Genomic DNA, 21,382 nt, shown 5'->3' with positions numbered 1-21,382 from the left:
GTTCCGATTTCACGGGTGATGTTTCTACATCACCGTTAGCCAAATGTACCAGGCGATTGGCGGATGTCAGCGGCGTCCCTGCTGTTGTGCTAAGCCGGGCGCGGGTGACGGTTTTTCAATCGCACGGGAGATAAAAGACTCAGCGGCAACTGCCAGAAAAACCGATGAACCGCTTATGCTTCCGCGGCCTTAAAATCCGTTACAGCTGTTGCCGGCTGTCGATCATCTTGTCGGTGGCGGTTTCTGGTAACAACGCCCCCACAGGCTGTAAAGCCTCGGTATCGGTTTCGTGTACTTGAACGACTAGGTCGGGTGTGACCTCTTCGCCGACATGTTGTGGATTGGTCAACACCGCAGGCAGCGCGGCCAAGCCGATCAAACAGGGCAGTGCCAATACTTGGTTGCTCAAGCGATAATCGGGAGTCAATAGTGCGGAATAGCGATTGCTATCGTTTTGCGCCAATCTTTCCGGGGAAGGCTTCCAGGGTTTGGTGTCCAGCCAAGCCATGAGTTGACCGGCCAGCAACATTAGCCCGATGCCGCTTAGATTGACTAAGGCTGCTGCCGACCATTCGTCGCGGCCAAGTTGGTCCAGCCAGATGCCGCCGGCATAAGAAAGCACCATGGAACAAAGGAAAATCGGTAACGATTGCTGGCCCATGATGACAACGGCGCGCGGCAGCGTCCAATTTAGCCACTGAGATCGCCAGTCGCACAAGCGATACATGACATAAGCCAATGCCAGTAAATGCAGCCAACGCAACACTCCCAAGTGACTTTTGTCGAGCCAGGGCGCCAAGGTTGCGCGAAGATTGCCCCAGAACTCAATTCGGGTATACGTCGCTGCATGCTCCAAAGGAATCGAAACCAGGATGAACGCCAGACAAACCAACAACAGCCAACTGTATTTTAGGTTCACTCTGGCCCAGCCTGCGCCAAATGCGTAACCGGTAAAAAACATCAATTGCCAGTTGTAGGGGTTGAAATACCAGGCGCGACCGCTCGCCGGATCTGCGCTCAATTCCCAGCCGAAGTGAAAACTTGCCCAATACAGCGCTACCGAACTCGCTAGTGCCACGCCGACATGTAAACGAGACAGCGCCCAGAATATCGGCAGCCATAACATCATCACCAGATACATGGGCAGGATGTCGAAATAATTGGGTACATATGCCAAGGTGAACAAGTCATACAGCGCTTGTTGGGTGGCGTCGAAAAAATAGGCAATACTCAGGCGTTGAATATCATCCATTTCCGGCACCCAGCGATTACCAACGACGCAAACCACAGCCAGCAGTACAAAAGAAGCCAGATGCGCGCTGTATATTTGCGAGCAGCGATGCAAGATTCGAATCACTCCCAGCCACAACCCTGCACGCTGGAAACAGCGGCCATAGGCTAGTGCGGAGGCAAAGCCGGATGAAAACACGAAAACCTCCGCCGCATCGCTGAGGCCGAATCGAGAAGGGGTATACCAAAACCAGGGGTTATCCGGCATGTGGTTAATAAAAATCACCATCAACGCCAAACCTCTAAAAAAATCCAAAGGCAAATTCCTGCTTTGCAGTGACGGGTCCGGCAATGCCATATAGGTCCTTTTATCCAATAACATCGGTTGTGTGAATGACGCATTTCAGCTAAATCTTCCTGATTATAAGAATATTTCAAGTATGCCGTCATTCCAGAGAATGCTGGAGTCCCAAACCGGGAAGTCAATCCAGACTATTGGGATGTGCCTGACACTGGATTTTTTGAAGCTTTCGGATCTAGACAACCCTTGGCGAGGTGATAATTTCTCATTTCAATGACAATACCCGTTTGGTCAGTTCGCAGATCGATAAATGCGCAGTTATCACACCCTGGACGTGGCCTCGCATTCGGACCATTTGGCTTGAATCGCTAATATCTCGGGTAGAACGGCAATAAAGACCTCGATCATCGCTGGTTGAAAATGGCTGCCGCTTTCTGCTTGAATGGTGGCTATTGCTTGCTCGTTAGGCCAAGCTTCTTTGTATGGACGTTTCATCGTCAGCGCGTCGAACACATCGACTAAGGCTGCGATACGCGCCGATTCGGGAATTAACTCGCCAGCCAGTCCATCGGGATAACCACTGCCATCCCAATGCTCATGATGGTGTAAGGCAATCTCCGCTGCCATCTTAAAGACCGGTGCATCGCTTTTGCTAAGGATGTCGTAGCCGATTCTGGGGTGGGTTTTCATGATGATCCATTCACTGGCATCCAATGCGCCGGATTTCTTCAGAATCGCATCCGGGATGCCTATTTTGCCGGTGTCGTGCATCGGGGCCGCCAATTCGATGAGCCGGCATTGTTCTTCTCCCCAGCCTAGGGCACGTGCCAAGGCGCCCGCATAATCCGCCATGCGCCAGATATGCACCCCGGTATCGTTGTCATTGTAATGGCCGGCTTCACCGAGCATGTAGATGGCGTCGCGATGACTTTTTTCCAGATGGATCGCGCGTACCAAGGACAGGTGGGTTTGTACGCGCGCCCTTACTGTCGGTGATGAAACCGGTTTAACGATGTAGTCCACCGCGCCGGCCTCAAAACCAGTGACTTCATCATCGGCATCCGCCAAACTCGTGATAAAGATCACCGGAATGCTTTCGGTAAGCGGATCAGCTTTTAACTGCCGACACACCGTATAACCGTCCATATCCGGCAGTTGAATATCCAATAAAATCAGAGACGGTCGAAATTTACGTGTAGCCGCCAGCGCCTCATGGCCGTTGCGAGCAAACACCAACTTATATTTGCCTGCTAAGATTTGCTCCAGCACCCGCAGATTCTGCGGCTCGTCGTCAATAATTAAGATAGGACCGTTAGGCATGGCAATGCTCACAGAGTAATAGAATGTTCAGCTGCAAGTGTCCTGACTTCAGCTTCCGCAGTTCGAAAATCGTAGTTCTCGATGGCTCGGTTTAACGGTTCAAAGCTAGTAGGTCCGACCGTCTTATCAAGTTCAAGCAGCAGCGGCCTAAATTCCACCATGTCATCGTTTGCCAATATAGCTAGCATCTGCGCAAGGAGTGCTGTCAGTTGTTGCCGGTCTATCGTTTTTGCTTGGGTGTTGTCTACAACGTGTTTGTCGGGGGCATATTCAGCAATCGAATCCAGTGCTTTGTCTAAAGCAGACTTTAAAATTCGCAAGGGTCCAGTCATTTCCGCGCCCCTGACTAGCTGCTGTTCGACTTCTGCCGCTTGTTTGCCAAGTTCTAGTAGGGCCAGGGTGGTCGCAACACCCTTCAGCTTATGAAGAAACGCCCGTGCTTCAGCGGTGTCCGCGAATTTGATAGTGTGTATGCTGTCGGCGTAATCCCGGGCAAACTTACGTAAATATTGTTGGTAAGTACTTACATCCGGGAAAAGTTTTAGGCCGCGTTCGACGTCCAAACTCGGTAGCTCGAGATCTGAAGTATTGGGCTGTATGGCAAGATGGGGTTTATACATCGGCGCAATTTGACGAGTTCCGCCGGTCAACTTGATAATCAAGGCGATGGCGGCATCCACATCAAACGGTTTGGCAATAAAGCCGGTCATGCCTGCTGCTTGTGCCAACTCTTGTTGTTCCATAAACGCGCCGGCGGTCAGTGCCACGATGGGCAGATCGGCCAAGGCCGGCATACGGCGGATGCGCTGGGTGGCTTCGTAACCGTTCATGATCGGCATCTGCACATCCATCAGTACAATATCGATCCCGTTCTCATGCGCTTCCAGCCATTCAAGGGCCTGGCGACCGTGATGGGCCAGTTCGACATGCGCGCCTTCGCCTTCCAGAATACGTTGTGCTACCTCACGATTGATGTCGCTGTCATCCACCACCAAGATGCGTAAGCCGGCAAGGCGCTGCTGGGCATGTTTAGGTCTAAGCGGCTCGCCGCCTTGGCGCACCCGTAATGCGCGTGCCACCGTGTTATACAGTGCCGAAGCGGTGACCGGCTTGGTCAGTAAGGCGTCTACGTGGCGCATGTCGCTGTGAGTCTGCAGGGCGTTACTAGCGTGAGCGGTGACCATAATGATAATTGGGTCGTGATGGTCCTTGAGTTCGTTGCGGATTTTATTGGCGACGGTGAAGCCGTCCATGCCCGGGGTTTTGTAGTCCAATAGCAGAACTTGATTGGGCTCTCGCGCCAGCAAGCGGCTTTGGATATGTTGAAGGGCGGCCGAGCCCGAACCGACCGCTGTTGCGTTCCAGCCCAATCCGGCCACAATATCTGCCAACACTTCGCGGGCGATTGGATTACCGTGCGCCACCAATACCGGGAGATTCGCCATGTCCGGTGCGGCCAGCCAAACGTCTTGGCCGCGTTTAAACGTCAAGTTAAACCAAAACTCGCTGCCGCTGCCCGGGATGCTGGTGACCTGCAATTCGCCGCCCATAGCCGCAATTAAACGTCGGCATATACTCAAGCCCAAGCCGGTGCCACCAAATCGACGGCTCGTCGAACTGTCGGCTTGAGAAAATGGCGAAAAAATGTCCTGCTGTATGTCCGCCGGAATGCCGATGCCGGTGTCGCGAACTGCAAATCTCAAGGTTATCTGCTGGTCGTCTTCGGCGGTCACTGCGATCGCTAGTTCCACATGACCTTGCTCGGTGAATTTAATCGCATTGCTGGTCAGGTTAATCAACACCTGTTCTAGCCGCAGCGCGTCACCATAAAGTTGTTTGGTTTTGCTGGGTGGCTGGGCGATGATCAGTTCCAGTTCTTTTTCGCCGGCGTTCGTGGACATAATGGTCGATAAATTATCCAGCACATCTCCCAGGCGAAACGGTGCGTGTTCGATTTCCAGCTTGTCCGATTCAATTTTGGAAAAGTCCAGAATATCGTTGATGATGCCCAACAGCGAACGTCCGGCCATGCGAATCTTGCTGACCAAATGGTTAGCATCGCCCGGCAATTCGCTTTTTTCCAGCAGATATGCCAAGCCCAGTATGGCGTTCATCGGGGTGCGAATCTCGTGGCTCATGTTGGCCAGGAATGCACTTTTGGCGCGGGTGGCGGCCTCGGCTGCGCCGCGAGCGGTTTCCAGCGATTGTTCGGCTAAGCGGTGCGGGGTGATGTCCGTGTAAGTCAGTAAGGTCCAGCCATTACTGATGGGTTGGCCGCAAATCTCCAAATAAATGCCATTGGCTTGCTGGCGTTCAAAACACACGGTTTCGCGCGCTGCCATCATATCGATGAAGCCGTTTAGGACGTCATCAAAAGTTCGATTCGGATAGTCGCCCCGGTCAAAATTGAAGCGAATGGCATCGGCAAAATACAGAGGTTCTTTTTTGCACAGCTCGGAGGGATAACTTAAAAGTTTGCCAAACAAGCTGTTACGGAAAACGGCTTTATACGACTCGTCGTAGACCACCACACCGAAGGGCAGCACTTCTAATACTTCGTTGAGAAATTTGTTCAGGTCCTGGAGCTTTTGTTCGCGGGCTTTACGTTCGCGGTCATCCACCAAGGTGCTGGTCGAGTACTGGGCCTCGCCTTGAGCATTCCGGATCAAATCGGCGTTAACCAGAAATGGCCGGATACTACCGTCCTTGCAAAAAAAATCGAACTCCAGATCACGCACGTGACCGGTACGCATAAACTCCGGAAAGTGACTTTCGAATAGCTTTCGGCTGTCGGGTGTCATGAACTCGGTGATCGGGTGGCCTAAATACTCATCGCTGGTATAGCCCAAAAGATCCAGCTCGGTTTGATTGACCCGTAAAATCGTTCCCTCGGGCGACAACGAGTGGTAACCGCAGGGCGCTTGGTTGTATAGATCGAAAAATTCTTTGGTCCTTGCTTCGACTTTATCTTCGAGTTCTTGCGTGAGTTGCTGTAGTACGTGTTCCGATTGTTTGCGGTCAGTGATGTCGATCACCACGCCGCGATAAAGCAGGAGTTCTCCGTGCTCGTCCAACAGCGGCTGGCCGCGCGACAGCAAATAGTGGGTGTGGCCGTCCAGCTTGGAATGCACTCGCCACTCTAACAGGACGTCGGCTTTTTGTTTGAGTGCTTGGTCCATTGCTTCGTGTGTTGTCGCTCTGTCTTCTTCGGCGATGGTGCTTAGCCAGTTGTCGTAGGAGGCCTGGCAACTATTTTTTTTAAGACCGTAGAGCCGCCATAAGCTCTCGCTCCAAAACACTTCGCCGCTGGGGACGTGCCATTCCCAGATGCCAGCGTCGGCAACACTGAGCGCTTGGTCCAGCCGCTGTGAATAGCTATTGACTTCAAAACTTGACAAACGTTTGACTGCTAGCAGAGAGAGATGCAGTTGCTCGAAGACAATGCTGAACAGTATGCCCATCGAGAAAAATATACACATCGAATAGATGCTGCGAGTTTCTGCAATGTAAAAGGTAAAGCTTGGCGGGATAAACAGAAAATCGGCTAATGCCACCGCTATCAGCGTAGCCAGCAAGCCGCCGACCAGACCACCCACGGCGGCGCTTAAAAATACAGAAGGGTACAGAAAAATCCAGATGGTCGGTTTTAGGATGTCCCACAGATGATATTGGAAGACTGCACCGCAAATCGGAATGACCATCGACAGCAGAATTCTGAGTGTGCGATGTTGGACGAACGGCGGCATGGGATAGCTCCTGATGCTAATGCAAAAGGGGCATCAGCGGTTTGGCTACGTTTATTGTTATTCCCATTTTAACCAGGCGATTCGAATAATTTCTATACGCAGAATAAGGGAAGGGCTTGTTTATTCTTGGCCGGTCGAAGTTTATGTAGCCAGACTAAATTTTAGTGCATCACTGGAATTTTTGAATCGATGCTTAACCCATTCGCCCTGAGTCTGCCGAGGTGGCTCAATTTAAGGGCACGCGAATAGTGTGGCGATAGGTTTGGTAGGTAGTCGGGCTAATAAAATTGGACAAGCTTGAATTGCAAGGTAAATTCTTTAACTTGAATCAGCTTATCCGCCTAAAGAGCTGACAATTAAGCAAAAATAGGGGAGAAATTATGGGTCCGTATTACAGAGGTACATCGCAAAGCACCGGTGCATTTTTTGACATGTTTTATCAGCATCCGATCTTAATGGTGGTTTTAGTGGTAGCCACTATTGGCGCAGGTTTTTTACTGATGCGCGGAAAAAAGTCTGAATAAAACCGCTGTTTTGGGCAATTGACACGAAGATTACTGGAGCTGATTAAGCTCCAGCCTGCGTAGTTTAGGCGCGCATTTAGCCGTAACCGCCACTACCAACAGCGTCATGCCTCCGCCAAACACTACTGACGGCACCAAGCCCAGCAGCCGAGCGGCAACCCCGGATTCGAACGCGCCGAGTTCGTTAGACGAGCCGATGAATATGCCGTTGATCGCCGCGACTCTGCCGCGCATGGTATCCGGCGTGGCCAATTGCATGATGGTGGTACGCATCACCACCGATACTCCGTCGCAAATTCCGGACAATAGTAAAGCCAGGCCTGCTACCCAAAAACTGGTCGAAAGCGCAAAGCCGATCATGCACAAGCCAAAGCCGGCTACGGCGATCAGCAACCAGCGTCCGGCGTGCTTGTTAAGTGGATACCGGGCCAGAAACAAGCCGGTCATCACCGCGCCGACGGCGGGTGCCGCACGTAAAATCCCCAGGCCTTCCGGGCCGTAATGAAATATGTCGTGAATGAAGGCCGGCAGCATGGCTACCGCGCCGCCAAACAATACCGCGAACATATCCAGCGACTGCGCGCCCAAAATAATCTGATTGCCGAATACAAAGCGCAGGCCTTCGGCGATGCTGGTAAAAATGGGCGCGCTTTCCGCGGCCGGCGGTTCCTTGATGCGTATGGACAGCAAAGCCAGCGCGGCCAGCACGCATAAACCACCGGAAATGCCGTAAGCCACAGTCTTGCCGGCCCAGCCGACCAGAATTCCACCCAGTGCCGGGCCGGCGACTAAAGCAAACTGAAACACCGAGCTTCCTAGGCCGGCAGCGCGCGCATACTGTTCGCGTTGCAAAACCAGGGCGAACAGTGCGCTATAAGACGGGCCGATAAAGGCCCGCGCCAAGCCGGTGACGGCTATGGAGCCGTACATCAATACCAGCGGATTATCGGGAATCCATTGCGCCGCGATGGCGGTCAAGGTCAGGGCGTTGAGGCACAACAGCAAACACGCTGAAATTGCAAACCAGCGCCGTGAGTAATGATCGACAGCGTAACCGGCGAACAGCGCGCTGCAAAAATACGGGATCACTTCGGCCAGGCCTATCAGGCCCAAGGCCAGCGGGTCGTGCGTCAGTTCGTAGATATGCCAACCCACCACAATCGCCACGATTTGATAGGCCAGCACGATCAGTACGCGAAACGTTAACAGTTTTAGAAAAGCGGGGTTTGAAGTGCCTAAAAAACGCATGAATCTCCAATGTTGAAATACAGCCGGCTACAGCTGCATGGGTGACTTTATTATGTGACTGATTGACTTGGTTAAGCCAGTCAAAGTCTTAGCGCTGCCGAAAGCGAATGTCGCCAAATAAAGCCTTTTGCTCGCGCGGCTGACAACGCCAGTATTGCGGTGGCGCTGCGACTTGGGCCCCCAGTTTGGCGGCGGCATGCCAGGGCCAGCGCGGATCGTAAAGTATGCCGCGCGCCAAACCCACCATATCAGCCTGGCCGTTGGCGACGATGGCTTCGGCGTCTTCCGCTTCCGTGATCAGGCCGACGGCGATGGTGGGCAGGCCGGTTGCTGCGCGGATGCTTGCTGCCAATGGCACTTGGTAATTTGGGCCGACTGGGATTTTTTGCAAAGGCGACAGGCCGCCGCTGGAGACGTGGATAAACGCGCAGCCGCGTGCTTGCAAGGCTTTGGCAAAGATCACGCTTTGCGCCAAGTCCCAGCCGCCGTCCACCCAATCGGTTGCGGAAATCCGTACGCCGATGGGCATTTGCACAGGTACGGCAGCCCGCATCGCGTCGAATACCGCCAACGGGAAACGCATCCGTTTTTCCAGCGAGCCGCCGTATTCGTCGTCACGCTGATTGGATAAGGGCGAGAGGAATTCGTGCAGCAAATAGCCGTGGGCGGCGTGTATCTCGATGGCGTCAAGCCCCAGTTTATGCGCGCGCTTGGCCGCCGATACAAAGGCCTGCACGATGCGTTGCAAACCGCTGGCATCGAGCGCGGTCGGCGCGGGGTCGTCCGGCATAAAAGGCAGTGCCGACGGTGCCACGGTTTGCCAACCGCCCTGTTCGATATTGACCAGGCCGCCACCGTCCCAGGGTGCGGCGGTGGAAGCCTTGCGGCCGGCGTGCGCCAGCTGAATCGCTATGGGTATCTGCGAATATTTTCGCACCGCAGTTAACACCCTGGCCAAAGCGGCTTCGGTTGCGTCCGACCAGAGGCCGAGATCGGCGGGCGAGATGCGGCCTTCCGGTTCTACGGCGGTGGCTTCGATAATCAACAAGCCGGCGCCGGACATCGCCAAATTGCCCAGGTGCATTAAATGCCAATCGCTGGCTTCGCCGTTGGTCGCCGAGTACTGGCACATCGGCGCGATGACGATACGGTTGGGCAGCGTAACCGTGCCGAGGGAATACGGCGAAAAAAGCTGACTCATTTCAGGGTACCTTTGAATAAAGTGGGTGTTAATCCAATGTTGCAGTCTACGAGCTCGGTTCTGGCTTGGCAATGGGAAGGGCTCTGTCGTGCAGTGCCGAATTTACGGCGGGAAAGGGCGTTGAATTTGCCGCATTCGTTGTAACTTGGCCCGGCTTGCTATAATGCCGGCTTTTCCAATTCATCGGGTCGATAATTGTGGACGTTAAACAGTACATGCAGCAATTGGGGCAACAGGCCAGAGTGGCCGGCCGCGAGATCAGCAAGGCCGAGAGCGGGCGGAAAAATAGCGCGTTATTGAAAATTGCCGAGGCTATCGCCGCCGGTAGCGCCGAAATAGCCAGCGAAAACCGCAAAGACTTGGAAGCCGGCAAACAGAACGGTATGGATCCGGCGTCGCTGGATCGTCTGGAACTGACACCAGCCCGTATCCAAGCGATGATAGACGGCCTGAAGCAGGTTGCCGCGCTGCCCGATCCGGTCGGAGAAATTACCAATCTTAACTATCAGCCCAGCGGGATTCAGGTCGGACAGATGCGCGTGCCCTTGGGCGTGATCGGCATTATTTACGAATCGCGGCCTAACGTTACTGTCGATGCGGCGGCCTTGTGCTTGAAGTCGGGCAACGCCTGTATTTTGCGTGGTGGTTCAGAGTCGATTCATTCCAATCGGGCGATTGCGGTGTGCATCGCCAGCGGTTTGGCCGCAGCCGGTTTGCCGCAGCAGGCAGTGCAAGTGGTGGAAACCACCGATAGAGCGGCGGTAGGAGAATTGATCACGATGAAGGATTATGTCGATGTGATCGTGCCGCGCGGCGGCAAAAGTTTGATCGAACGGATCAGCGCCGAAGCGACCATTCCGGTCATCAAACATCTGGACGGCATTTGCCATGTGTATATCGACGGCAAAGCTGACTTGGATAAAGCGGTGGCGATTGCAATGAACGCGAAAACCCATCGCTACGGCGTCTGTAACGCGATGGAAACTTTGTTGGTCGCGGAAAGTATCGCTGCGACGGTGTTGCCGATTCTGGCCGAACAATACACAGCAAAAAATGTGGAACTGCGCGGTTGCTTGAAAACCTGTTCCTTGATCAAAAACGCTGTACGGGCGACTGAAGACGACTGGCATACCGAATATCTGGCGCCGATTTTATCCATTAAGATTGTCGGGGACATCGACGAGGCGATAGCGCATATCAATACCTATAGCTCCGCGCATACCGAGGCCATCGTCACCGAGGATTACACCTTGGCGCGGCGCTTTTTGCGCGAGGTGGATTCCAGCTCGGTGATGGTCAATGCTTCTACCCGTTTTGCCGACGGCTTTGAATATGGTTTGGGTGCGGAGATTGGCATCAGTACCGATAAATTGCACGCCCGCGGTCCGGTTGGCTTGCATGGTCTGACCTCGTTGAAATTCATCGTGCTGGGCGACGGGCATATCCGCCAATAATGATCGGAGTTTACGGCGGCACGTTCAATCCGGTCCATTACGGCCATTTGCGCACCGCGCTGGAAGTGAAAGAGCTGTTTGAATTGGAGCAGCTGCGCTTGATTCCTTGCCGGGTGCCGGCACACCGAGACGAACCCGACGTGCCGGCGCACCTGCGTTTGCAAATGCTGGAAGCCGCCGTCGCCGATACTCGCGGCTTTAGCGTTGATCGGCGCGAGTTGGATAGGGCGGGGCCATCGTATATGGTCGATACCCTGCATTCCTTACGCAACGAAATGGGCGATACGCCTTTGCTGTTGTTTATCGGCGCCGATGCCTTTGCCGGTTTGGAGCGTTGGCATCAATGGCAAGGCTTATTCGATTATGCGCACATCGTGGTGATGACTCGACCGGGCTATGCCGGATCGGCGCTATCGGCGTTTTTGCAGCAGCGAATCGCCGAAGACAGAGCCCAATTAAGCCGGCAGAATGCAGGACTGTTAACCTTCCAGGAAGTCACCGCGCTGGCGATTTCCGCTACCGCCATCCGCGAACTGGTGGCTGTCGGGCGCGATCCACAATTTTTACTGCCCGACCGGGTCATCGAATTGATTCGCAGGCATCATTTATATCAACCCCTCATTCATCACACAGGAAATTGAATGCAAACAGAAGCATTACTTAAGCTGGTCGAAACCGAGCTCGACGACCGCAAAGGCCTTAACATCAAGACTATCGATGTGCGTGGCAAAACCAGTATTACCGATTATATGGTCATCGCCACCGGTACTTCGTCCCGCCACGCCAAATCGCTGTGCGATTATGTGATGGAAAAGGTCAAGGAGCAGGGCCAGCAGCCGCTGGGTATGGAAGGCGATCAAAGTTCCGATTGGATTTTGTTGGATTTGGGTGACGTGATTGTGCATGTGATGACCGGTCAGGCCCGCGAACTGTATCAGCTGGAAAAACTCTGGTCAGTGGCCGGCGACAAGACGCACGGTTAGTTTTTGCCGCGATTTGCTGAAAGCAATTTCAACTGGCTCAAGGGCATAATTTGTCATCCGCCCTCAAGAAAAAGCCCAAGTAGTCGATGACTTAGGCGAGTAGGAGGAGGGGTTATGAAAGCGTTTAAGACAATCTGTTTGCTGTTGATCATGGCAGTCGCGACGGGGTGCGCGTCCGTGGGCGGTAAAAGTGCCGAGGCGCCGTCGCCGTCAGTTGGCAAAACTCTGCGTGCTACCGGTTATAGCCGTTTTGACGATAGCGGTAAGTTGGCGGTTAATCAACGCTGGTTACAAGCGCAACAAGCTGCCAAACTGGATGCCTATCGCGGCTTGGCGGATTTGCTGTATCAAGAAAAATTGGGCAATCAAACCACGGTCGGCGCTCAAGTGATGCGCGACGAGGTGTATCGGGTTTACCTGGATAGTTACTTACGCGAAGCGCGTGCCGCCGATTACCGGACTGTCAGAGACAATTTAAAAACGACGCTGGAATTGCGTCTTAGTCCGCGTTTTTACCAATGCATGTCCGGCGATACCTATGTCGCCGGCCAGTGTCTGCAGGAAGATAACAAGCTGGCGTTTACCCGGCTGGGCTATAAAACGGCAACGGTGACTTCCGCCAACCTGGCCTGCGGCGCACGCGATTGTAGCGATCAATATTATGTGTCTGGCTTTTCCAAAAAGCCCAATGTCGTGGACGATACTTTACTGGAAGCCGGTCTTTACGATGTGGAATGGATAGCCAATACCGGCTTGCGGACGATATTTCAGTATTTGTTGATCAACGGATTTTATAGTGCCTTATAAAAACTTGCTAACAGTGTTACTGATCGCTTTGCTGGCTGCATGCAGCAGCGGTAATAGTAAGCGGGGCGGCGATGAGAATGGCGTTGCCGTGTCTGGTCAGCAGGTCAGCGTGCAAGGCAGTGCGCCAATCGTTGGCGGCGGTATCGAAGCAGCCCGCCGTGCGGCTATCGACGATGCGGTGCATCAGGCATCTATGCAGCTTAAACGCAACAATAACTCGGCGATGCTGGTTAGTGATATTAAGGTGGTCGACGAATGGCAGGATGCCGATCTTTATCATGTGCAGGTGCTGGCCGTGTTGTCCGATAAGCAGCGCTGCGGCTCGCCGTATCGGAAAAAAATAGTCGCCACCGGTTTTCCGGTCATGAATGCCGATCAAATCAGCGGCACCGAAAGCCAGGATTTATACAGCGGCATCCCCAGGGAAATTAACAATCAGCTGATGGAAACCGGCGATTTTATCGGCCGCAATCTGACTAACACCTCTTTATATAGCCGCCCCGATATGGCGCCGGAGATTCGTTTTGCCGAGGGTACGCCCGAATCGGTTATTGTGAATATCGCCAAACAGCAGAACGCGCAATTTGTGTTGTCCGGCGTGATTCGCGATTTTCGGGTGGAATCCACAGAATATGTGCGCGGCAGCGGCGCGCTGGCGGATTTAAAATCGATGGTCAGGGATTTCGTCGCCCGCCGCAGCGTCGGGATTGACGTATTTGTTTACGACGGTTTTAGCGGTGCCTTGCTGTTTCAACATCGTTATACCGATTCTATCCTGGGCGACGTCTCGCTGCCGAGCGGCTACACGGTGGGTAGCGACCGCTTCAACTCGACATCGGCCGGTCACGCCATCAGCGAGATTATTCAACAGGCCAGCGAAGATATTCACAAATTATTCGGCTGCTATCCCTTTACCACCCGGGTGATACAAGCCGGCAACAACCGGATCGTGATTGCCGCCGGCGCCCAGGATAAAATCAGAGTCGGTGATAAGCTGATGATTTATTCGGCGTCCGCCGGCGGTACGGCGGGAGCGGGTTTGGGTGAGTCGCAAGGTATCTTGACGATAACCGACGTTAGTGCTGCTACGGCGGCGGGTACCCTGGATTCAACGGCGGTTGCAGGTGCAGTAAGGCCGGGCGACTGGGTGAAAAGTTTTGCTACGCCTTAACGGGGGCGTCGCTCAAACTCAGTAAGCGTTCTATGTCTTTACTGATACCTGCCGGCGTGTCTATCGGCGCATAGCGTTTAAAAACCTTGCCATCTCGGCCGACCAGAAATTTGCTGAAATTCCATTTAATGGCATTTAAACCCAGGATGCCCGGGGCTGAGGTTTTCAAATACTCGAACAGCGGATGTGCGTGGTTACCGTTAACGTCGATTTTTTCGAACATGGGGAAGCTAACGCCATAGTTCAGTTCGCAAAAACTGGCAATTTCTTGGCTATCGCCGGGTTCCTGCTGGCCGAATTGATTACACGGAAACCCCAGGATCACTAAGCCGCGGCTTTTATAGGTCTGGTACAGCGCTTCCAAGCCACGGAACTGCGGGGTAAAGCCACATCGACTGGCGGTGTTGACGATTAGCAGCACTTTTCCGCGGTAATCTGCCAAAGCGACAGTTTCGCCGTTAATGTTAGTCGCCGAGAATTGGTATATGTCATTCATGCTGATGCCGGTCAGTTATCGAATTACTTGTGCTTGTCGTAAACGTTGGGATGGCGCTTCTTAAAGCCTATGTATCCCCATCAAGATGCATAGACAAACATTTACCCAGCATACCGTTATTCATCGGATTGTCAAAAATCTGTAGTGCCAACATACCCATATTTGCATGGGGGCTTACCAGGAATTTTAATGGGCTTTGAAGGTATACCGCCTAGGCCATTCTTTCGCGGGACGACCGCCCATAGCGTCCTGGCGTATGGGCGGCTGTTGAAACCTGCCGAGATTTCTCGGTGCCTATTGTGAGGCTAGCCGTTGTTGCAGTTTGGTTTGCAGTAAGCTGTCATAGTGACGTTTCAACACCGAGTCGGTAGGCGGTGTTGGCAATTCGGCTGCAATTTCGCGGCGTAATTGCTCAAGGTCCTGCGTCTGCACTGACGAATCTTCAGGCAGAACCGCTTCTACAGGGCTGGCTGGCTGCGCCGCAGCTTCCGGCTGGGAGGGCGCCGATTCGTCCACCGCTTGTGAATGCTGAGGCGATGCGATTTTGTGCAGCGTTTCGTAGTGGCGGCGCAGCACGGAGTCGGTGGGATAGGGATTGCTGAGGGCCTCTTTCTCCGCTTGCAATGCTGCCAGATGATGGCGTTTTAATACTGAATCTTCCGGTATTGTGATTGCCGGCTCTTCTTTCGTCGGTGTTCTCGGCTCTTCGGTAACTGCTGTGACGATTGGCGCCTGTGGCGCGGGTTCGGCAATTGGTTCAGGCGCTTGGATGGGAGACTCTACCGGGGTCTCGATTTCTTGCGCTATTGGAGTCGTTGGCGACGCGGTATCCGGTTGCGAAGGGGAATTCGCTGCACGGGAAGCAACTGGTTGAGGCGGTGTCGCCTGTTTGTTCTCCGGCGTCTTGCCAATTGGCTTGAGTTTTAATTTGCCTTTCCAGACCAGCCAACCGACTACTGCCAGCCCTAAGATTACCAGAAGTTCTATCATGATTTGTCCCCCTCAATATTGTTATTAATCCAAAACTAACTAACACCTACAGCGTTACCGATTGGCTTTCTAGGCATAGCTTCCGCAGCTTGTATTCCAAAGCATGATGGAAGCGCTACGATTAAATCGCAGCGCTTTATACCATAGATCCTTGAAATAGTTGATTTGTCGAGTCGCAAGGCCCGCGCTTGGGCAGCACTAGCTAAGGCGCATTCTCCCAGGTAGGTTTTCTGTATTTAAAAAACGAAGTTTTAATTTTTCGATTGGGTCAATTGATCATGACTGGCAAAACATTCAACAGCGCAAGTGCTTTGTCAGTTTTTTTTACAGGCAAATATGCTGAATTTCCAAATGAAAATTGTGGTTCGGGGTAGTGTTAAATTTTTATGACAATGCGTCGGGATTTTTTCCTGAAATTGCTTTGCAAAAGCGCTCTGGCATTGGATTTGCAAAAAAAACTTAATGAAAATCCCTGGGGAAAAACCGATTAAGTTGATGCCACGACGCAGTTTTTCTTAGTTGATGCTCAGGTAGGTTTGAATTGTAATGCACGGTAATGTAAGCAAATACTGACGAAAAAATTTACAGGCTGTGTTGTTTTTTGGGGGGTATTTGTTTTTAAGCATATGTTTTATAGCATAAATTTTTTATGGTCTACTATTTGCTTAGGTATTTTCAGGGTTTTGTGCCTTTTTCACGAAATCATAGTCAAAGAAATAGTTCGACGTTTTACAAATTTATTTGCGGGGGATCATCATGGAAACCAAAATTAAACACATGCTTTTGGCGGGATTATTGTCGTCAACGGCAATTTTCGGGGGCGGCGCTCAAGCGGCTTCATTTAGCGTAGCGGGTAGCCTAACAGGCGATCCCAGAACCAATAATCCGGACAATCTGTTCATCAACGTCGGCATTAATGTCGTAGATACAGTCGCTAGTTGGACAGTGGATATCGCTTCGCCTTTACATCCGAATGCAAAGCTTGACGAGTTCTATTTCAACTTGGGGTCGTTGGTCAACGTCGCGGATGTAACTTTTGGGGGATACAATCCAGTTGGCTGGGAGATTCAATCTCCTGCAACAGTTCAAGGTGGAGGGAGTTTCAATCCTTCGTTTTCATTTCAAGCACTCGATCCGGCAGGCCAACCCAATGCTGCGGACGTAACAAATACCGTGAATTTGTTATTTACAGCAACCTTAAACCGCAATTGGACTTTGGATGACTTTTATTCCGCAGCGGCACTACAGAGCTCGGAAGCTACGTTACCTGCCGGTCAATTGGGTGCGCATTTGCAATCACTAAGTACGGCAGGTTGTGCAGGTTGCTCGGATAGTGGCTTCCTGATCGGTAACTATACACGCGACGGCGGTGGCGGTGGTCAAGGCAGCGTGCCCGAGCCAAGCGTTGTAGCTTTGCTGGGCATGGGCTTGTTGGGCATGGGTTTGTCACGTAAAAGCAAAGTCTGATTGTCCGACTTGTTTACACACCTAAAAAACGCCGGTTAAACCGGCGTTTTTTTTTCCAGAAATTGTCTGGTAGCTTTAGCAATATGTGTTACCCCATTGTTGTTATGGTGATTCTGAAAGCAAAGTCACAGTAATGGCAGCCCAGTTTTTTTAGACTTCCTTCCAAGCAGAAAGCTAATTCAGAACATTCAAATTAGCTTACGTTCAGAAAGCCTCAAGGCAAAGAAGCCAAGGATGAGGTGTTTAAGATTTGGATATTCAAAACAAAAACGAGGGGAACAGTCATGAACAAAAAAAATTTATACATCACTTTAGGTGTCGCGCTACTGGCAGTGCCCGCAATCATTTATCTTGATAAATACTTGCTAGACCAGGAAATTTTGCAAATAAATCAGGATATGCAACAGTTGCCGGCGTCAGCTGGTAACGTCGCCAAAACCTGGAAACCAGGGCAAATTTTAGTTAAACCCAATGCGGGTTTGTCGGATGCGGAGTTTGAAAAAATTCTGCGGGGCAATCAAGGTAAAAGCAGCGAAAAGATCGGCAATTTGCCGGTTCATATCGTTAGCGTTCCTGAACAAGCGGAAGAAGCGGTGGTACGGGCATTATCAAAAAATCCCCATATCGAGTTCGCTGAGCTGGATATGGTTCAGCCCATGAGTACGACTACCCCGAATGATCCGAATTTTGCCGGTGCGTGGCATTTAGCAAAAATACAAACGCCTGGGGCTTGGGATGTTTCCAAAGCTGATGGCATTACTATAGCTGTATTGGATAGCGGCGTTGATGGTTCGCATCCGGATTTGGCTAATCATATGATTCCGGGCTGGAATGCCGTGGACGGCGGCTCTGATACCTCTGACATCAATGGTCATGGTACGGCTGTTGCCGGTACAGCGGCGGCTGTCACCGATAACGCTACTGGGGTTGCCGGCGTGGCCTGGAATGCTAAAGTGATGCCGGTGAGGATTACTAACGATTCTACGGGATACGCTTATTGGAGCGATATAGCTAGGGGTTTGAGTTGGGCTGCAGATAATGGTGCCGATGTCGCGAATATTAGCTACGGTGTGAGTGCTAGTTCGGCCGTGTCATCGGCAGCGCAGTATATGAATGCCAAAGGCGGATTAGTGGTTGTTGCAGGCGCCAACGACGGAGTCGATCCCGGATATACCGATAATCCCTACATGATTTCTGTTTCAGCAAGCGATTGGAATGACGCGAAAGCCAGTTGGTCCAATTTTGGCGCCTTTATTGATGTCGCCGCTCCCGGCACTTCTATTGCCACGCTTTTGAGAGGTGGCGGATATGCCAATTGGAACGGGACTTCATTTTCTAGCCCGGTCACTGCGGGCGTAGTCGCGTTGATTCAAGCCGCAAATCCCAATTTGGTGCCTGCGGATGTCGAAAAAGTGCTGAAAGATTCTGCCGATAAAGTATCCGGCGTTAATTTTGATCCAAACTATGGCTATGGGCGTATTAATGCTAACGCCGCGGTGCAATTAGCGCTCAATACCGTGGCTAGAGATACTCTCGCGCCGACCGCCGCCATTTCATCTCCAACCGCTGGCGCTGTGGTCAGTGGTTTAACCTCTGTGGCTGTTAACGCTAATGATAATGTCGCAGTAAGCCAGGTTTCATTTTACGCAGGGGGTAAATTGGTCGGAACAGATGGCACTGCGCCTTACACATTCAGTTGGGATTCCACGACTGTGGCAAACGGCAATATCAATTTAATGGCGGTGGCGACTGACTTTTCCGGAAACCAAGGTTCATCAAGCGCCGTGACTGTGAACGTACAAAATCAAACCACGGTAAGCACCACGGATCAAGCTGCGCCAACCGTGACTATTTCTAACCCGATTAACGGTGCGAAACTGAGTGGTAGCGTGGTGGGTATCTCTGCTGCTGCTAATGACGACGTTGCCGTCGCTAAAGTGCAGCTTTATATCGATAACAAGCTGGTGTCGTCTACGACTAACAAAACCTTGAGCTATAGCTGGAATGTCAAGAAAGTGGCTGCCGGCAGCCATTCGATAAAAGCGGTTGCCACCGATACCGCCAATAAAACCGGTACCGTCAGTATTCTCGTCAGTAAGTAGCCTTCGTATTCGGAAAACTGCCAACTGTTTTGTTGGCGGTACTGTAAAGGCGATTAAAAACAGGGGTGTATTCCGCCCCTGTTTTTTGCGGGATTCGTAGCGCTTACCCCGGCCCTATTGATCACGGGTATTCTTTACGGGCTGAGCGCGTGGAAGCCCAGGCTGGAGCGCCTTTCGATTAACTCAGTGCCCTCAAGGACAAAAGGCGAGGGGTATTTAAGAGTCGGGTTAATAATGATTGAGGGTGACACAATGACCGGAAAGTTTTGCGATGCAATCCAGATTATCCGCCGCTTCATCCGTTACAATAACTCCCATTTACCGTGACTCCGGATACCCCTATTTCAATGAACGATTCGATTATTTATGCACTGGATTTTGATGGCGTTGTCTGCGACAGTGCGGTAGAAACCGCGATCACCGGCTGGAAAGCCGGCACTACTATTTGGAAAGACATGCCTGACGCGGTACCTCAGGCTATCGTTGAGCAGTTTCGCGAAGTGCGACCGATTATCGAGACGGGTTACGAAGCTATTCTGATCATTCGCCTCATGTATTTGGGCAAAAGCACTGCCGCTATTTACGCCAACTACGCCGCTAAAGTGCAAAGGATGCTGGACGAAATCCATTTAAGCATCGACGATTTGAAAAAGCTGTTCGGCGAAACCCGCGACAATTGGATTGCCAGTGATCGTGCCGATTGGATAGCCAAGAATCCTTTGTATCCGGGGGTTGCGGAAAAATTGCGGCGCTTGGGCCAGAGGCATTTGTGGTGTGTGATTACGACCAAGCAAGAACGCTTCGTCAAGGAAATCCTCAGAGCCAACAACATTGAATTGGCCGACGAGAGGATTTTCGGGATGGACCGCAAGCTCAGCAAACCTGACGTTCTGAAAGGATTGAAAGCTCAGCATCCGGGCCAGCCGATTTATTTCACTGAGGATCGCCTACCGGCACTCGATGGGGTGCAAAAACATCCGGAGTTGGCGGATGTGAAATTATTCCTCGCCCTCTGGGGTTATAACCTTGCCGCAGACCATGCCGTTGCAGCGGGGCAAGCAATCGCGCTACAACAGTTAGATACTTTTCTCAGCGACAGTTTGGGTGCCGTATAAACCGCAGAATTCAGTAGCGGTATTCCAAAACACTGTGGGTGTCGACGCCGGCATTGTTCAAATAATAGTAGCCGTCGCCGTGGCTGACAATGCGTTGGTAGGGTAGGGTGTCCATCTCGGCCAGATAAACGATGGCGTGAGTTTTAATCAGGCAATACACCACGTCGCCTTCCCGCAACGCCATGCTCTGACAGGCGCCCGGCGTAATTTCCACCAATAAAGTCCCCCCGCAATCGACTTGCACGATCAGGCTTTCGCCGCTGGGAATGATCGCGCAGATTCGGCCTTTTATTTGATTCTGAATGGAGATGCCATCAATGTAGGCCCGAGACAGAGCGATGTCGTTGGCGCGGATCGATACCTGGCTCTGGCTGCCGATTGCAAACTGCGGGCGTAGCGGCAATGCCAGCGGCAGACCGAAACTGTCCGCCATACTGCAACCCGCCTGGACATCGTGACTGCGGATACTGATCGGCAAGATGTTGTCGATCTGGCGAATACCAAGGTAACGCAAGATACCTTGTTGTTTGGCCACTTCGCGCAAGGAGCCGCTGCGCAGCACCTGACCATGTTCCAGCACGATCAGCTGGTCGGTCAATTCCAGGATTTCGCCCAGCGACTGGCTGGCATACAGTACCGGCAAGCCGAATTCGTCTTGCAGGCGTTTTAAAATCGGCAGCAGTTGCGAGCGGTAACCATGGCCGATGGCGGCGAAGGTTTCGTCCAACAGTAATAGTTTTGGTGATTTCAGCAGGGAACGGGCGAGTGCCACGCGCTGACGCTCACCAACCGAGAGCCGTTCGAGGGGCTGATCCAGGTTGGCGCCCAGTTCCAGTAAGTTGATTAGATAGTCCGGTTTGAATAGCCGGGGCTGTTTTAGAGTTCGGTAATAGGCGGCGGTTAAGTTGTCGCGCACGGTTTCGCTGGCGTCGGCGCAATCGATTTGCAATACAGCGCCTATCGGCCGTTGTTCGCGCGGCATCACGATGCCTTTGCGGCTGTCGAACAAAATCTTGCCGTCCAGGGCAATATGCCCGCTTTGCGGCTGGATAGTGCCGGCGATCAAGCCCAGCAAGGTGCTTTTGCCGGCGCCGGATTGTCCGAACAGGCCAACGCTGATGTCGCCCACCGAACATTGCGTGCTGAGGTCGAAATGACCGCGACGCAGTTTGACATTCATTTCCAGCAGCATGACCACCTCCGGTGGTTAAAGCCAACCCGGCTTGG

General features: G+C 52.3%; 17 protein-coding genes. 9 read left to right on the top strand and 8 right to left on the bottom strand.

What is annotated here, in order from left to right:
• Nucleotides 1-199: 199 nt before the first annotated feature.
• The 3 genes from DDY07_RS14345 to DDY07_RS14335 form a co-directional block, all read right to left on the bottom strand.
• Entirely contained in the window at nucleotides 200-1,546 is a 1,347-nt protein-coding gene (locus tag DDY07_RS14345) for an OpgC family protein (protein WP_253734491.1), read from the bottom strand.
• Between the two features lie 306 nt (nucleotides 1,547-1,852).
• The gene (locus DDY07_RS14340) at nucleotides 1,853-2,851 is read right to left on the bottom strand and encodes an HD-GYP domain-containing protein (protein ID WP_171696353.1); all 999 of its coding nucleotides are present in this window, start codon (nucleotides 2,849-2,851) and stop codon (nucleotides 1,853-1,855) included.
• An 8-nt stretch (nucleotides 2,852-2,859) separates the two neighbouring features.
• A complete protein-coding gene (locus DDY07_RS14335; protein ID WP_171696352.1) occupies nucleotides 2,860-6,597 on the bottom strand; it encodes a response regulator in 3,738 nt (1,245 codons plus the stop codon).
• A gap of 380 nt (nucleotides 6,598-6,977) precedes the next feature.
• Here DDY07_RS14335 and DDY07_RS14330 point away from each other — a divergent pair, with 380 nt between their 5' ends.
• Nucleotides 6,978-7,121, top strand: a complete 144-nt coding sequence (locus DDY07_RS14330) for a hypothetical protein (RefSeq protein ID WP_165786265.1) — start codon at nucleotides 6,978-6,980, stop codon at nucleotides 7,119-7,121.
• A gap of 30 nt (nucleotides 7,122-7,151) precedes the next feature.
• Here the strand turns inward: DDY07_RS14330 and DDY07_RS14325 are convergent, their stop codons facing one another.
• The gene (locus tag DDY07_RS14325; protein WP_171696351.1) at nucleotides 7,152-8,369 is read right to left on the bottom strand and encodes an MFS transporter; all 1,218 of its coding nucleotides are present in this window, start codon (nucleotides 8,367-8,369) and stop codon (nucleotides 7,152-7,154) included.
• 88 nt (nucleotides 8,370-8,457) lie between these two features.
• Complete coding sequence (locus DDY07_RS14320; RefSeq protein WP_171696350.1) at nucleotides 8,458-9,570, bottom strand: NADH:flavin oxidoreductase/NADH oxidase; 1,113 nt, start codon at nucleotides 9,568-9,570, stop codon at nucleotides 8,458-8,460.
• A 215-nt stretch (nucleotides 9,571-9,785) separates the two neighbouring features.
• On the opposite strand from DDY07_RS14320, the gene DDY07_RS14315 reads away from it, so the two are divergent.
• The 5 genes from DDY07_RS14315 (at nucleotide 9,786) to DDY07_RS14295 (ending at nucleotide 13,985) form a co-directional block, all read left to right on the top strand.
• Nucleotides 9,786-11,024, top strand: a complete 1,239-nt coding sequence (locus DDY07_RS14315; RefSeq protein WP_216614887.1) for a glutamate-5-semialdehyde dehydrogenase — start codon at nucleotides 9,786-9,788, stop codon at nucleotides 11,022-11,024.
• A complete protein-coding gene (nadD, locus tag DDY07_RS14310; protein ID WP_171696349.1) occupies nucleotides 11,024-11,665 on the top strand; it encodes a nicotinate-nucleotide adenylyltransferase in 642 nt (213 codons plus the stop codon). The genes DDY07_RS14315 and nadD overlap by 1 nt, the downstream gene beginning before the upstream one ends.
• Nucleotides 11,666-12,007 (top strand): ribosome silencing factor, encoded by a 342-nt coding sequence (rsfS, locus tag DDY07_RS14305; RefSeq protein ID WP_171696348.1) that lies wholly within the window; start codon nucleotides 11,666-11,668, stop codon nucleotides 12,005-12,007. It abuts the gene before it with no gap.
• Between the two features lie 114 nt (nucleotides 12,008-12,121).
• Nucleotides 12,122-12,814: a hypothetical protein gene (locus DDY07_RS14300; protein ID WP_171696347.1), complete on the top strand. Its 693-nt coding sequence runs from the start codon at nucleotides 12,122-12,124 to the stop codon at nucleotides 12,812-12,814.
• Nucleotides 12,804-13,985, top strand: coding sequence for a flagella assembly protein FlgT middle domain-containing protein (locus DDY07_RS14295; RefSeq protein WP_171696346.1), 1,182 nt, complete (start codon nucleotides 12,804-12,806; stop codon nucleotides 13,983-13,985). Before DDY07_RS14300 ends, DDY07_RS14295 begins: the two co-directional genes overlap by 11 nt.
• Here the strand turns inward: DDY07_RS14295 and DDY07_RS14290 are convergent.
• Complete coding sequence (locus DDY07_RS14290) at nucleotides 13,975-14,481, bottom strand: glutathione peroxidase (RefSeq protein WP_033157028.1); 507 nt, start codon at nucleotides 14,479-14,481, stop codon at nucleotides 13,975-13,977. The two genes, DDY07_RS14295 and DDY07_RS14290, sit on opposite strands and share 11 nt — an antisense overlap.
• 294 nt (nucleotides 14,482-14,775) lie before the next feature.
• A complete protein-coding gene (locus DDY07_RS14285; RefSeq protein ID WP_171696345.1) occupies nucleotides 14,776-15,471 on the bottom strand; it encodes a hypothetical protein in 696 nt (231 codons plus the stop codon).
• 756 nt (nucleotides 15,472-16,227) lie between these two features.
• On the opposite strand from DDY07_RS14285, the gene DDY07_RS14280 reads away from it, so the two are divergent.
• From DDY07_RS14280 to DDY07_RS14270, 3 genes are all read left to right on the top strand, one after another.
• On the top strand, nucleotides 16,228-16,938 hold the full coding sequence (locus tag DDY07_RS14280) for a PEP-CTERM sorting domain-containing protein (protein ID WP_171696344.1): 711 nt from the start codon (nucleotides 16,228-16,230) through the stop codon (nucleotides 16,936-16,938).
• 284 nt (nucleotides 16,939-17,222) lie between these two features.
• Nucleotides 17,223-19,040, top strand: a complete 1,818-nt coding sequence (locus DDY07_RS14275) for a S8 family serine peptidase (RefSeq protein ID WP_253734490.1) — start codon at nucleotides 17,223-17,225, stop codon at nucleotides 19,038-19,040.
• A 347-nt stretch (nucleotides 19,041-19,387) separates the two neighbouring features.
• Entirely contained in the window at nucleotides 19,388-20,155 is a 768-nt protein-coding gene (locus tag DDY07_RS14270; RefSeq protein WP_171696343.1) for an HAD family hydrolase, read from the top strand.
• Nucleotides 20,156-20,165: 10 nt separating this feature from the next.
• Here the strand turns inward: DDY07_RS14270 and DDY07_RS14265 are convergent, their stop codons facing one another.
• On the bottom strand, nucleotides 20,166-21,347 hold the full coding sequence (locus DDY07_RS14265) for a molybdenum ABC transporter ATP-binding protein (protein WP_171696342.1): 1,182 nt from the start codon (nucleotides 21,345-21,347) through the stop codon (nucleotides 20,166-20,168).
• Nucleotides 21,348-21,382 lie beyond the last annotated feature (35 nt).

It is taken from the genome of Methylomonas sp. ZR1, from assembly GCF_013141865.1.
Taxonomy (GTDB): Bacteria; Pseudomonadota; Gammaproteobacteria; order Methylococcales; family Methylomonadaceae; genus Methylomonas.
Note: the sequence above shows the minus strand (reverse complement) of the source record. Positions and strands in the feature narration are given on the sequence as shown.